Here is a 14,185-nt window from a genome sequence, read left to right as displayed (position 1 = left end):
ATCAGTGGATAAGCCTGCTAGGTATTACAAAATGTGGTTAAGCGCTGGCTTGTGCTTCAGTAGCTGATACCGGTACTTTCTTGCCAAGCTTCTTGGCCATTGCCTCTTCCATTTTCTCCAAGCTGACGCCTTTGGTCTCAGGTACATACTTGACGACCACAAACATACAGATTATCGACAGCACTGCGAACAGCCAGAAGCTGAAGGCGCCGTTGAAGTGTTCTTTCAGGAAGGCATTTTCGTTCAGCATTGGGAACGACTGGGTTACCAGGAAGCCGGTGAACCACTGGGCACCTACCGCGATAGCCATCGCACGGGAGCGGATGCTGTTCGGGAAGATTTCAGAGATCATGGTCCAGCACGCACAGCCCCAAGAGGTTGCGTAAGATACAACGTACAGACACAGAGCAAACAGGGCTGCGTAGCCTTCAGTGCCGGAGTAAAGGACAAAACCAACTACCGTCATACCTACCGCACAGCCAAACGTACCGTACTTCATCAGTGGCAGGCGGCCGACTTTGTCAATCAGGTACATCCCCAAGGCGTTACCCAGGATGAAGACAACACCGACGAAGGTAGTCTGGAACAGGGCGTTCTCCGTACTTCCCGTGATTGGGCGAAGGATTTCTGGCGTGTAGTACATGATGACGTTGATACCGGTTAGCTGCTGGGCGGCAGCGACAAAGGTACCGATCACCAGGATAGCGAACAGCAGTGGCGAGCGCAGGCTAACCTGTTTTTTACCAGGGGCACTTGAATCTACCAAAGATGCTTGGATCTCAGCGATAAGTTGCTCAGCATGTTTCGGGTTGGAGATACGAGACAGGGTTTCCTTGGCTTGATCGATTTTGCCTTTAAGTACCAACCAACGTGGCGACTCAGGGATCAGGAACAGCAGGCCGGCAAACAGCGCAGCAGGGATCACCTCGGAGCCCAGCATCCAGCGCCAGCCCATATCAACCAGCCATGCTTCACTCATTCCTTTTGCAATCAGGTAGTTAACATAGAAAACACCGGTCTGACCTACAACAGCAGACTGCTGGAACATACTCACGGCGCGGCCACGGAAATCTTTCGGTGCCACCTCGGACATGTACATAGGTGAAACCACACAGGCCAGGCCTACCGCCACACCGCCGACGATGCGAAGCAGTACGTAGAAAGTGAAGGTAGAGGCTAGCGCAGAGCCGATGGCAGAAATAATAAAGAGGATGGCAGCGATGAAGAGGGTGTTGCGACGGCCGTATTTCAAGGCGGACCAACCGGCACTGACGGCACCGATGATACTACCGAGAACCACGCTGGATACAGCCCAGCCGGTTTGTGCGGGGGTTAACCCGAAGTGCTCTCGGATAGGCCCGATGGCACCTGAGATAACCGCTGTATCGTAACCTAATAAAATTCCCCCTAGGGCTGCGATACAACAGATTCGAATAATGTAAGCAAAATTATGTTTTCGGGCCTCGGCCGCGGTTGTGGGTGACATGTTCTACTCCTTTATGAGATCCCCGTCTCTTACTCAACCATCGAATAAGTTTGAGTTGGGTAGCTTTCCAATGCGCTAATTACTGTAGGGTATTTGCATCGGCATTCTTGTATTCACCAATATTTGTAATAGTTATGAATTGCTTTGATAATAATTTTCCACTCGGTGACGGACTAAATCATATGCTCACAAAATATTCACGGCTATAGCCAATAGGGGGTTTTGTCGAAAAATGATACATGGGTCATATTGTGAAAAATATTTTTCGCAGGCGATGATTGGTATAAGTTATTGAATTTTAGGGGTTATGTTGATTTGTGATCTTGCTCAAAAATTTCCCTTAAGCCGCATGGATACTGGTTTTTTTTCACTTTAAATGGAAAAAATGAAATCGATCGACATGAGTGAAAAATATTTTTCGTTAATGTTTTTTCAGTTATAGTAATTTCCAGTGAAGCAAATGGTGCAGATTGAAAAACGGTTCAGAGATGCCCAAAGAACATATTCCACTGAACTGACCGCAATCATCACCGACCCGGAATTAAATAATCATAAAATTGGAGTACAAACATGAGCAATGTTCAATATGGAATCAGCCCACTAACCTGGACCAACGATGATATGCCAGAACTTGGCGGCGAAATCCCATTGGAAACATGTTTGAGTGAAATGGCTGAAGCTGGCTTTACCGGTACTGAGCTAGGTACCAAATACCCTCGTGAGCCAGAAGTGCTTATTCCTCTTCTAGAAAAACACGGTCTGGTTCTTGCGTCGGGCTGGTACAGCGGTAACTTGATGAAGCTGACAGCAGAAGAAGAAATTGCAGCCATGCAGGATCATATCAAGCTGCTGAAAGCCGCTGGCTGCAAAGCGATGGTATTCGGCGAGGTAAGCAATACTGTTCATGGTGACATCAATACTCCTCTTTCTCAGCGCGTCATCTTGACGATGGATGAGTGGAAAACATACTGCGAAAAGCTAACTACAGTGGCTGAGTACCTACTGAATGAGCACGACATCAAGCTGTCTTTCCACCATCACGTGGGCACTATCTGTGAAACAGAAGATGACATCAATCTAATGATGGAGCTGACTGGCGACGCGGTTCACCTGACACTGGACACTGGCCACATCACCTACGGTGGCGGCAATCCTGTCACTATGATCAAACGTTGGGGTCACCGTATCGGCCACATGCACTTTAAAGATCTACGCCTAGACGTAATGAAGGCTGCCCGTGCTGCAGACAAATCATTCCTCAATGCAGTTCTTGATGGTGTATTCACCGTTCCTGGTACTGGCGACGTTGATTACGACGACGTTTTCGCTGCACTAAAAGAGCGTGACTACAAAGGCTGGCTGCTGGTCGAAGCCGAGCAGGACCCTGCGAAAGCACACCCACTGACTTACGCAAAAACAGCGTACGAGAATATCACTGGCTACGCGAAGAAATACGGCCTGTAAGTTAAGGCAAAAAGGGAAGGGGGCAGGCTAGGCCCCCTTAACATCTCACGGCAAATTACACCGCACGAGTAATGAAAAAGATTTGCAGTGGGTAAAGGAAGCAATTTTTCGAATTTCGAAAAACGAGGAAGACAATGAATACTGTACGCCTGACCGTTGCTGAAGCACTTGCTAAGTACCTTGCAGCACAACTGATTGAAATTGATGGAAAGAAAGAACAGCTTTTTGGTGCCGCCTTTGCGATTTTCGGTCACGGTAATGTGACGTGCTTTGGCCAGCAGCTAAAGAATATCGAAGATAAAATTCCAACTTGGCGTGGTCAGAACGAACAGTCGATGGCAACGGCTGCCATTGCTTACGCGAAAGCTAACCAGCGTCGCCGCATTGGTATAGCAACCAGTTCTATCGGACCGGGTGCCACCAACATGGTGACCGCAGCGGGTATCGCGCACACCAACCGTCTACCTCTTCTGCTTATTTCTGGTGACGCCTATGTCAGCCGTCTGCCAGATCCCGTTTTGCAGCAGCCGGAGAACTTTGAAGATCCGTCTGTAACCTCAAACGATGCTTTCAAGCCGCTAACCCGCTACTGGGACCGCATTCTGTCGCCATCTCAGTTGATGCATACATTGCCGCAAGCGCTCGATACTATGCTAGACCCCGCCACTTGTGGCCCGGTATTCCTAGGCTTGCCGCAAGACATCCAAGGTGTGGCGTACGATTTTCCTGAAGTGTTCTTTGCCAAGAAGGTACACCGTATCCGTCGTCCAGAGCCAGAAATGATCGTGCTGGAAGAAGCGAAAGAAATTCTGATGCAAGCCAAGAAGCCGCTCATCATCTCGGGTGGCGGTGTCCACTACTCACTGGCGACTGACGAGCTGGCGGACTTTGCCGGCAAGCACAATATCCCTGTGGTCGAGACCATTGCCGGTCGTGCCACTATGCTGCAGGACAACCCGCTGAACGCTGGTCCAATCGGTGTCACCGGTTCAGACTCTGCCAACCACATGGCTAACGAAGCGGACGTGGTACTGGCGATCGGTACCCGCCTGCAAGACTTCACCACCGGCTCTTGGACTGTCTTCAAGAACCCAGAGATGAAACTGATCAGCATCAACGTGGCGAAATTCGATGCCATCAAGCACATGTCTTACCCAGTACTGGGCGATGCCAAGACCTGTATGACCAAGCTGTCCGCACTACTTGGCGACTGGCGCTCAGGTGATGAGTGGTCGGCCAAAGCCAAAGCCGAAGCGGATGAGTGGAAAGAGCTGGTTCACCGCCGTACTCACCCACAAGAGGGTGACTTGCTACCGGGCATGTCTTCTTACGCAGAAGTTATTGGCAAGCTGAACACGTCGATGGAGAAAGGCGATACCGTACTGACCGCAGCGGGCGGCCTGCCTGCAGAGCTGTCAATGAACTGGCAGAACTACCAGATCGGCAAATTCGATATCGACTTCGGCTACTCGTGCATGGGCTACGAGATTGCCGGTGGCTGGGGCGCGAAAATCGCCAACCCAGACAACGATGTCGTGGTGCTAGTGGGTGACGGCTCATACCTGATCCAGAACTCGGACATCTACTCTTCGGTACTGACTGGCCACAAGATGATTGTGGTGGTGTGTGACAACGGCGGCTTCGCGGTTATCAACAAACTGCAGAACAACACCGGTAACGAGTCGTTCAACAACCTGCTGGCAGACTGCCGCCGCCCAGACGGCGAGCTGGCCCGAGTTGATTTTGCTAAGCACGCCGAAGCTCAAGGGGCGATTTCCGAGAAGCTGACCTCTATTGACGAGTTCGATGCTGCTTTTGCCCGCGCCAAAGAAGCTGACCGTACCTACGTGATTGTGGTGGATATCGATCCGGTATCACCGGCGGCATGGTCTAAATGTGACTGCTGGTGGGAAGTCGGGCTGCCTGAAGTCACTCGTAATGATCACACCGCTCAGAAAGTGGCAGAGTGGGAAGAAGGCCGAGCAACCCAGAGACGGGGTGTTTAAGCAGTAACTCTCGAGTGAGAATTTATTAACCAAGAGGCTCTTATTGTTGAGAGCCTCTGAGAATAAAAACTCTGTATACCCAAGCTGTAAATAAGATCAACTATTTCCAATATCTGAAACGCGGGTCTCTCTCAAAAAGTAGTGGGGGATACCTGACAAGGAGTGAAGCCATGTTTAATGAAGAACGTCATTTTGATCAACCTATCCGTTGGGCAATGGTAGGCGGCGGTCGTGGTAGCCAGATTGGTTATTCTCACCGTAACGCAGCACAGCGTGATGGTTTGTTCAAGTTGGTAGCCGGTGCTTTTGATCTTGATCCTGAGCGCTGCCGTGACTTCGGTATCAACCTTGGCCTAGATGGCGACCGTTGCTATGCCAACTACAAAGAGATGTTCGAGCAAGAAGCCCAGCGTGAAGACGGCATCCAGGCGGTATCTATCGCAACGCCAAACTCGACCCACTACGAAATCTGTAAGGCTGCGCTGGAAGCCAACCTGCACGTGGTGTGTGAAAAGCCAATCACCTTCACGACCGAAGAAGCCGAAGAGCTGAAGGAAATTGCTGCTAAGAACAATCGTGTTATCGGCGTGATGTACGGCTACAGCGGCTTCCCTATGGTTCAGCAGGCGCGTGAAATGGTCAAGCGTGGTGACTTAGGTGAAATCCGCGTTATCAACATGCAGTTCGCCCACGGCTTCCACAATGAAGAGTACGAGCTAAACGATCCGGGCCTGAAGTGGCGTGTAAGCCCAGAGGTTTCCGGCCCTACGTATGTGCTAGGCGATATCGGTACTCACGCTTTCTACCTGTGCGAAGTGATGACCGGCCTGGAAGTCGACCGCCTGTCTTGCATGCGCCAGAGCTTTATCAAGTCGCGCACACCGCTGGAAGATAACGCCCATGTGATGATGGAGTTCAAGGGTGGTGCAGTCGGTACGCTTTGGGCTTCAGCAGTCAACGCCGGTTCTATGCACCAGCAGAAGATCCGTATTGTTGGCTCTAAAGCCTCTATCGAGTGGTGGGACGAGCAGCCAAACCAACTACGCTACGAAATTCAGGGCGAGCCACCTCGCATCCTAGACCGCGGTATGGGCTACCTGTACCAAGACGTAGAAGGCGTTGCAGCTAATCGCGTTGGCGGTGGCCACGCTGAAGGTTACTTCGAGTCTTGGGCAAACCTATACCACCGCTTTGCTCTGGCATTCGATGCGGCAGACCGCGATGACCAAGAAACACTTGCTGGTATCTGGTTCCCAGGTATCGATGCGGGTATCGAGGGTGTACGCCTGTGTGAGAAGTGCGTCGAGTCGGCAGACCAGAACGCCGCGTGGGTTGAATACAAGTAATAGGAACGACCATGACAAAGATTGCACTTCAGCAAGATCGTAAGCTGGATGCCATCGTGTTGGGACGTGCGGGCGTCGATCTCTACGCCCGTGAATCAAACACGGACATGGCAGACATTTCAGGCTTTAACAAGTTTGTGGGTGGCTCTGCGGCGAATATCGCAGTGGCTATCAACAAGCTAGGCGGCAAAGTAGGGTTTATCGGTTGTGTCGCTGATGATGCATTCGGCGGCTACGTGAAGCAGTACATGTCAGGCCAGGGCATCAACCTTGACGGCATGATGACCGACAGCTCGGGCTCGCGCACTTCCGTCGCATTCACCGAGATGAAGCCAAGTGACTGTACGGTACTGATTTACCGCAATAAGGCCTCTGACCTGACTATCAAGCCCGAACAGGTAGACCCAGCATACATTGCCAGCTCGAAAGTGTTGGTGGTAACCGGTACGGCGCTGTCTGAAAGCCCAAGCCGCGAAGCCACACTTATCGCGATGGAGCATGCGCGCCGCAGCAATACGCTTGTTGTCCTTGATGTCGACTACCGTCCGTATTCATGGCGTACCGATGTTGATGCATCTATTTACTACGGCATTGCCGCGGGCCTTTCCGATATCGTGATTGGCAACCGCGAAGAATTCGACATGATGGAAACCGTGCTGGCGCCGGGCAACAAGGACGACGATGCAACGGCAGAGCGCTTCCTGCGCGCCAATACCCAAGTGGTAGTGATTAAAGCGGGTGAGTTTGGCTCGAAAGTGTACTGCCGCGACGGCCACAAGTTCCAGCAGGGGATCTTCCGCGTTGAGGTACAGAAGCCGTTCGGCTCGGGTGACTCATTCGCAGGCGGCCTGATTTGGACCTTGGTTAACGGTGGCGAGCTGGAAGACGGTGTTAAGCACGGTTCGGCAGCAGCCGCGATTAACGTCAGCGGCACCAGTTGTACTGAAGCGATGCCAACCAAAGAACAATTATTCGATTTTATTGAGACCAGAGAACAAAGCCTTTAACAGTCACCTCCGGACGAAGTGATTAAAGGCAATTAGGTCTGCCGGGCCGGTATTTTTACTGGACACGTCTAGAAAGGGTACAAACCATCGAGGCCCGGCCTTTTTATTCATACCAATTAGACAGATACACACTGTGCTGGCAAATGACAGTTGGAAAAGCAGGGCAGTGAGGAGAAAGTACCATGGGCAAGCATATCCCACCATTTGATAACAAGAACCAACCTATCATCGATGTTAACGATGAAGTGACACCACTGTGCTATTTCAACCAAGTTCGTTTGGCCCAAAGTGAGCAGCACCAGCACGTTGTTGAAGGCTATGAGTCCGTCATCGTTCTTGCTGGCGGCACCTGTTCAATCACCGTAACCAATGGCGAGAAGACTGAAGTTTTCGACAATATCGGTAAGCGTAAGTCGGTGTGGGAGGGTAATCCCGAAGCGGTCTATGTGCCGCTTGGCTTCAGTGCAACCATTGATTGCGTCAGCGATGCCGCAGACGTCATGATTGCTGGCGGTAAGTTCGAACACTCACTAGAGCCATTCTGCGTGCGTGAAGAGAATGTCGATATTGTTCAGTACGGCTCGGATGACACTAAAACCCACCGTAAGATCAAACACGTACTGGGCCAGTCGAATGCCGACAACCGCGGGCGCCTGCTGGTCAGTGAGCTGTTTACCGTTGGTGCGGGTGGTTGGTCTGGCTTCCCTCCTCACAAGCACGATGAAGACCGTGTTAAGCCTGATGGCAGCAAAGAGACACTGTACGAAGAAGTGTACCAGTTCCGCTTTAATCCAGACTTTGGCTTCGGTGCTCAGTTCCTTTACGAGCACGAGGATGACTTCGGCCCGGTTTACCACGTCCGTACCGGCTCGGTGATTGCCATCGACAAAGGGTACCATCCAAGCGTGGCGGCGCCGGGCTACGAGATGTACTACTTCACCATCATCGTGGGCAAAACCGAAAAGTCGCTGATCCAGCACTTCGACCCGCATCATGAGTATCAAGTCGAAACGATCCCTGGCATCAAGGACATGATCGCCAAGTTCAAATAAGGAGGGGCAATATGCTCGTAAACTTGAAAGAACTCTTGCCTCAGGCTGCCGCATCTGACTATGCCGTGCCTTGTTTTAATGTGTTTGGTTATGAAGATGCCTGTGCGGTAGTCGAAGCTGCCGAAGCGGTAAACAAGCCGGTGATCCTTGCTTGTAACAAAGATGTCGCTGACTTCTATGGGGTTGAGACGGCAGCGGCGATGCTACTGCCCTTGGCGCACAAAAGCTCAGTACCGGTGTGTCTGCACCTTGATCACACCTATGAGGAAGATACTGTCTATCGTGCGCTGAAGGCGGGTTTCAGCTCGGTAATGTTCGACGGCTCACAGCTGCCACTCGATGAGAATATTGCCCGTACCCGCGCTGTAGCGGATGTCGCCCACGCACTGGGGGCTTCGGTCGAAGGCGAGATTGGCTCTGTTCCTTATGACGAAGGACGCGATCATATCAAATCAATTTTCACCGAGCCGGAAGATGCCGCGCGTTTTGCCAAAGAGAGCGGTGCCGATTGTGTCGCCATATCCGTTGGAAACGTACACCGATTGACCGAACCTACGTGTACAATTGATTTTGGTCGTTTAGATCGTATTGCGAATATGGTAGATATTCCTCTAGTCATTCATGGGACAAGTGGAATTCGTGACGAAGATATGGAAGTGCTAAAGCGTACCCGCGTATCGAAGTTCAACATCGGCACCTGTTTGCGCCAGGCATTGGGGCATAACCTGCGTGATTTCATGAATGAAGAACCACAAAAGTTTGATCGAATTTACTTTATGAAAAAAGCGATGCCTTTTGTGAAAGAAGAAGCGATTCGCAACTTCAAATTATTATCATAAACTATAGCCTCAAGTGCCAGTCACTTGAGGTATTCTTATTTTGTAATAGTGCTTTCGGGCAGGAGTGCGGCCAATTATGGATGTTGAAGAACAAGTACCCGCTGACTTAGATACGCTGCGTGAGCTTATTGTTAAGCGCTACGACAGCCTAAGTGGGCGCCTACAACAGGTTGCCGATTTTGTGATGGCCCAACCTATGTTGGTCGCGGTCGAAACAATGGCAACGATCGCTGAACAGGCTAATGTTCCTTTATCTACACTGAGCCGGTTTTCAAATGCAATGGGCTACTCAGGGTTTAGCTCAATGCAGGCGTTATTTCGTGATCAATACCTGAATCGCCCAAGGGATTATATCGAGCGGGTAAGAAAAGCGCGCGAAGCTGAAGAAGTGAGCCAAGACTCACCAATGGCAATCTTCCAAGATTTTGGGCAAGCCAATATTGAAGCGATGGAACAGCTACAAATGTCTGTTTCACCGCAGAAGCTCGAAAGGGCGGTGAGCCTGCTCGATGAAGCCGAGACCATTTATATCCAGGGCATGCGCCGCGCTTACCCTGTGGCTTTCTATCTCTGGTATGCCTTGATGAAATCAGACAACAACGTGGTGTTGCTTGATGATCATGGCGGTATGCTGGCTCCGATGACTCGCCGGATGAATGAAAAAGATGTGCTGGTCACGGTGACGTTCAGCCCCTATGCACCAGAAACCAGCAGTTTGATTGATACTGCATTCGAAAAGAATGTGCCTATTGTTGCGATTACGGATAACCAGATGACATCCCAAGGCAGCAAGATGGAAGTTTGTTTTGAAGTGCAGGAAGGCGAAATTATGGGCTTCCGCTCTCTCAGTAGTTCTTTGTATTTAGCACAAACACTGGCAGTCAGTCTGATGTGCCGGGAAGTGAAATAAGCGATTTAATCTGGCAGAACATATATGGTTAGCTGAGCCTTGGCTTGGCTACCTATATTCAAGTGACTTTATGAAGGTGCTTCGTGAAGTTACTTGAATATAGAGTATTTAGTTTCCGATTCTTCTTATTTGGGTAGGAATCACGGTTGTGGATCCTAGGAACTTCGTCGCACGGTATTTGTTACCGATAAGGATTTAAAATGCGTTTTGCTCTTCATGGAATGTGTTCGCTTCATAGTAATATTCTTTCTGATATTCGTTTGGCAAAGGAAACGGGTTATCAGGGGTTAGAAATACATACTGAAAAATTGTGGCGTTATATTAATGCCGGTTTTACCAGTGAAGAATTTAAAGCACGACTTGATGCGGCCAATATTACGCCTTCTGCGATTGATATTATTGGCGGTGTGGAAGCGGCGACCAAAGAAGAGCAACAACGCGTATTCAAAGAGGCAGAAACCCTATGTCGCTTTGCCAGAGATATTGGCGCCCCAACTATACAGCTAAATGCGTTTGAAAGCCTGAATGCCTTTAGTACAGAGGATAATATCCGACTCACCGCAAAAAACATTCGCTCAATCGCCGATATTGGTCGCGAATATGGCATCCGATTCCAGTATGAAGGCGCAGCATGGACACCCATTGCAACGCTGGAAGACTACTATAGATTGCTCGATGCGGTCGGGCGTGATAATTTTGGTTTCGTCTTAGACACATGGCACCTCTGGGCATGTCGTGGTGCCACTCTGGAGCAGATTTCTCAGGTTGATAAATCACTGATTTACAATGTGCATCTATCTGATGGTAAACGTCCAGCAGAAGGTCAGCCATGGGTTGATGAAAGAGAGTTGCGCGGTTTCTACATCGGTGAAGGTGATATCCCGATGCAAGAATGGCTTGATGCACTTCTACAGACAGGATATGACGGTTTCTTCTCTGGCGAGTTCCTTAATGATCAATTGTGGGAACACGACCATTACGAAGTGGCAGAAAAAATGCTCAATGGGATGAAAGCATTAGTACGATAAGGCTGGCAAGGAGTTGCGGCTAATATTTGGAATGATACGTTGAATTATATTTGTTGTTATTTTCTGCTTGTTACCGATATTGAGGGCGCTTAAGAATGAACCTTGAGCGTCGTGCAGATTTAATACTTGTCGCAACAACAATCTTGGCGGCAGCCGGTTGGATATTTTCTAAAGAAGCTATCCAGGGGCTGCCGGCTTTTGGTTTTATAGGCTTACGTTTTGTGCTGGCCTCTTTATGTCTACTTATATTTTGCTTTTCTGATATTAAAAAGGTAGACAAATCCGTTATTCCCAAAGCGCTAGGGGTAGGGTGTATCCTAGGCACTGCCATCTTACTTTGGATTCATGCCATTTCGGTGAGTGATACCCTGGGTGAAGGCGCATTTATTATGAGCCTGTCTATGCTGTTTGTGCCGCTTATTGCGTGGCCATTGTTTAAGGCAAAACCACCTAGAACGTTCTGGTTGGCGTTACCCATTGCTTTTGCCGGTTTGCTGATGCTCTCGCTTGGTGGTGGCAACGGCTGGCAGATGTCATCGAGCCAGTTGTGGTTTATGGCCTCAGCCGTGATGCTGGCAGTTCATTTTAACTTTAACAGCCAGTACGCCCGTCAAATCCCAACCTTGCTGCTGACATGTCTACAGCTGTTCAGCATTGGTTGTATGGGGTTGATTGCTTCATTACTTTTTGAAACCTGGCCAGAGTCAGTCAGTATGACGACATGGGGCTGGTTCACGTTAAGTATGCTGGTTGCGACCAGTTTGCGCTATGTCATGCAGACGATGGGCCAAAAGCACAGCACTGCCGCCAATGCGGCGATCATTATGATCCTGGAGCCGGTTTGGACAGTGATCTTAAGCGTGATTTGGTATGCGGAAGAAATGCCTGCTAACAAGTTGGCTGGTTGCTTGATGATCCTATTGGCCTTGTTTACTTATCGTGGACTCGGCCATGTGGTCGGTTATGTCACCAAAAAAGCGGCCTAAACATATTTATTGCTAGAGAAGAAACGAAACAGGCTTGTATTGTGCAAGCCTGTTTTTTTATGTTCTGGTTTTAATCTGAGATTATTTTGTCTCGGCCCAGCTCTCAGCTTCAATTTCCGCCAGTGCAACTGCAGCGCGTTGCAGTGCTGGTAGGAAGTGCAGGGCCTGCTCAGGTTTCAGGCGCATAATCGGCGCTTGGATAGCGATACCTAGGTTTGAGCGGCCTCGCTTCGATGGAACCAATACTGCCACACAAAACAGCCCAGGAAGGAATTCTTCATTGTCGATGGCGTAACCATTAGCCTTTACCATATCCAACTCATCATCCAGCTTGTCAAAGTCGATGATGGTCTTCTCGGTATACTGGGTGAGCGGAACATTATTGAGCAGGCGTCGGCGCTGGGATGGGCTCATGTTGGCCAGAAACAGCTTGCCTGTCGCTGAGCAGTGCACAGGAACCCTCGAGCCCGGGTGCAGGTAAAACCGCAGCGGGGCTTCAGTCTCTACCCGGTCAACATAGATAATTTCTCCACCAGATAGCGCGGTAAGGTTACAGCTCTCGCCAACTTCTTCTTTTAATTGCGTCAGTACCGCATGACGAGCACTGTGAGTAGTGCTGTTTAGCAAGAGCTTTTCAGCAAGGTTGCGCAGCCTAACTCCGGAGCTGTAGTGGCGATCATCGCCATCTCTTTGGATAATCCCGGCAGTTTCCAACTGTTGCAGCATACGATGGAGAGTGGGCTTGGGTAAGCCGGTTTCTTCAACCAGGCTTTGTAATGAGAAAAATTCGTCCTTTCCAGCGATCACTTCCAATAGAGCGAAAAGGCGTAGGGTTGGCGTGTCGCCCTCTATACGTGTTTGTTCCATAGGCTCTTTCACGATAGCAGTCATTGTTATATCCATTTAATACCTTTCTACATAATACTATGAATTTTTCCAATTATTTGAATTTACGTTGACGATATCAGATATGATGGTTAACATTTAATCTAATATCAACTTTTGGAATGATTTGTCTCATTATTTGTTGTTTTTGAGGCCAGTGAAGGCAGACTCATGAAAGCAATCCTCCGAATAATTGAACAGGCCCAAAAACAGCCTAAACGTATCGTATTGTGCGAAGCAGAAGATGACCGTGTGTTGGCCGCTGCCCAAATGACCTACCAGCAGGGTATTGCTGACATTATCTTGGTCGGCAACCAGGATAAGATTCAGACTGTTGCCAGAGCTAAAGGAATAGATGTCGGTGGTATGGAAATCATCGACCCTGAAGCGTCAGAGTTAACCCACTCATTTGCTATTTCGCTATACGAAATGAGGGCCCCAAAAGGCATGACACAGCAGCAGGCCAAGCAAGAAGTGCTTAAGCCGCTTTGTTTTGCAAACCTGATGGTCAAGCACGGTTTGGCTGATGGCTCCGTTGCCGGTGCCGTTCATACCACAGGCGATGTGGTGCGTAACGCAATACAACTGATAGGGATGGCCCAGGGTTCTAAATTAGTTTCGAGTTTTTTTCTCATGATGCTGTGCCAGCCTTTTCATGATTTAAAGGGCGGTATGATCTTTTCTGATTGTGGTTTGGTGGTGGATCCGGATGAGCTTCAACTCGCGGACATTGCGCTTTCCGCTGCAGCCAGTGCGCGTAGCTTGCTGATGGAAGAGCCTAGAGTCGCCATGCTGTCCTTTTCCACCAACGGTAGCGCCAAGCATAGTGCGGTTGATAAAGTTGTCGCTGCATCGCAACGAGTTAAACAACAAGCCCCAGATGTGGCAATTGATAATGATGTCCAGCTGGACGCTGCAATTGTCGCAGAAATTGCTCAGCGTAAGCTGCCAGATTCAAAGGTGAAAGGGCAGTCGAATGTCTTGGTATTCCCTAATTTAGAGGCTGGCAATATTGGTTATAAGTTAGCGGAGCGGGTGGGCGGTGCTGTCGCTATTGGGCCGTTACTTCAAGGGTTGGCGAAACCAGCCAATGACCTCTCTCGTGGTTGTAGCGTGAATGATATTTACCATGTGATAGCGGTTACTGTGGTTCAGGCACAACAGGGGCCGAAATAG

At 49.7% G+C, this 14,185-nt stretch carries 12 protein-coding genes; 10 read left to right on the top strand and 2 right to left on the bottom strand.

The annotated features are described in order from the left end of the window. Positions 1-37 precede the first annotated feature (37 nt). Positions 38-1,486: a sugar porter family MFS transporter gene (locus tag PTW35_RS23265; RefSeq protein ID WP_281027668.1), complete on the bottom strand. Its 1,449-nt coding sequence runs from the start codon at positions 1,484-1,486 to the stop codon at positions 38-40. A gap of 570 nt (positions 1,487-2,056) precedes the next feature. Between PTW35_RS23265 and iolE the strand changes: the two genes are divergently transcribed. The 9 genes from iolE to PTW35_RS23220 all read left to right on the top strand — a co-directional run bounded on the left by iolE (position 2,057) and on the right by PTW35_RS23220 (position 12,124). Continuing rightward, positions 2,057-2,950, top strand: a complete 894-nt coding sequence (gene iolE, locus PTW35_RS23260; protein WP_039461703.1) for a myo-inosose-2 dehydratase — start codon at positions 2,057-2,059, stop codon at positions 2,948-2,950. 134 nt (positions 2,951-3,084) lie between these two features. Further along, positions 3,085-4,956 (top strand): 3D-(3,5/4)-trihydroxycyclohexane-1,2-dione acylhydrolase (decyclizing), encoded by a 1,872-nt coding sequence (gene iolD, locus PTW35_RS23255; protein ID WP_281027667.1) that lies wholly within the window; start codon positions 3,085-3,087, stop codon positions 4,954-4,956. A gap of 170 nt (positions 4,957-5,126) precedes the next feature. Then, positions 5,127-6,302, top strand: coding sequence for a Gfo/Idh/MocA family oxidoreductase (locus tag PTW35_RS23250; RefSeq protein WP_281027666.1), 1,176 nt, complete (start codon positions 5,127-5,129; stop codon positions 6,300-6,302). 11 nt (positions 6,303-6,313) lie between these two features. Next, positions 6,314-7,309 carry a 5-dehydro-2-deoxygluconokinase gene (gene iolC, locus PTW35_RS23245; protein ID WP_039461711.1) on the top strand — a complete coding sequence of 332 codons (996 nt, stop codon included), beginning with the start codon at positions 6,314-6,316 and terminating at the stop codon, positions 7,307-7,309. A gap of 182 nt (positions 7,310-7,491) precedes the next feature. Next, positions 7,492-8,361 (top strand): 5-deoxy-glucuronate isomerase, encoded by an 870-nt coding sequence (locus tag PTW35_RS23240; protein ID WP_044620943.1) that lies wholly within the window; start codon positions 7,492-7,494, stop codon positions 8,359-8,361. Positions 8,362-8,372: 11 nt separating this feature from the next. Beyond that, a complete protein-coding gene (locus tag PTW35_RS23235; protein WP_281027665.1) occupies positions 8,373-9,200 on the top strand; it encodes a class II fructose-bisphosphate aldolase in 828 nt (275 codons plus the stop codon). Between the two features lie 76 nt (positions 9,201-9,276). Next, the gene (locus PTW35_RS23230) at positions 9,277-10,110 is read left to right on the top strand and encodes a MurR/RpiR family transcriptional regulator (RefSeq protein WP_281027664.1); all 834 of its coding nucleotides are present in this window, start codon (positions 9,277-9,279) and stop codon (positions 10,108-10,110) included. A gap of 200 nt (positions 10,111-10,310) precedes the next feature. Further along, positions 10,311-11,138: a sugar phosphate isomerase/epimerase family protein gene (locus PTW35_RS23225; protein WP_281027663.1), complete on the top strand. Its 828-nt coding sequence runs from the start codon at positions 10,311-10,313 to the stop codon at positions 11,136-11,138. A 95-nt stretch (positions 11,139-11,233) separates the two neighbouring features. Beyond that, positions 11,234-12,124, top strand: coding sequence for a DMT family transporter (locus tag PTW35_RS23220; protein WP_281027662.1), 891 nt, complete (start codon positions 11,234-11,236; stop codon positions 12,122-12,124). Positions 12,125-12,205: 81 nt separating this feature from the next. Here PTW35_RS23220 and PTW35_RS23215 read toward each other — a convergent pair whose 3' ends face one another. Then, a complete protein-coding gene (locus PTW35_RS23215) occupies positions 12,206-13,015 on the bottom strand; it encodes an IclR family transcriptional regulator (RefSeq protein ID WP_281027661.1) in 810 nt (269 codons plus the stop codon). Positions 13,016-13,180: 165 nt separating this feature from the next. Here PTW35_RS23215 and pta point away from each other — a divergent pair, with 165 nt between their 5' ends. Then, the gene (gene pta / locus PTW35_RS23210; protein WP_281027660.1) at positions 13,181-14,185 is read left to right on the top strand and encodes a phosphate acetyltransferase; all 1,005 of its coding nucleotides are present in this window, start codon (positions 13,181-13,183) and stop codon (positions 14,183-14,185) included.

Origin of the sequence: Photobacterium sp. DA100, assembly GCF_029223585.1 — a bacterium.
Taxonomy (GTDB): domain Bacteria; phylum Pseudomonadota; class Gammaproteobacteria; order Enterobacterales; family Vibrionaceae; genus Photobacterium.
This window is presented reverse-complemented; position numbering and strand designations above follow the sequence as displayed.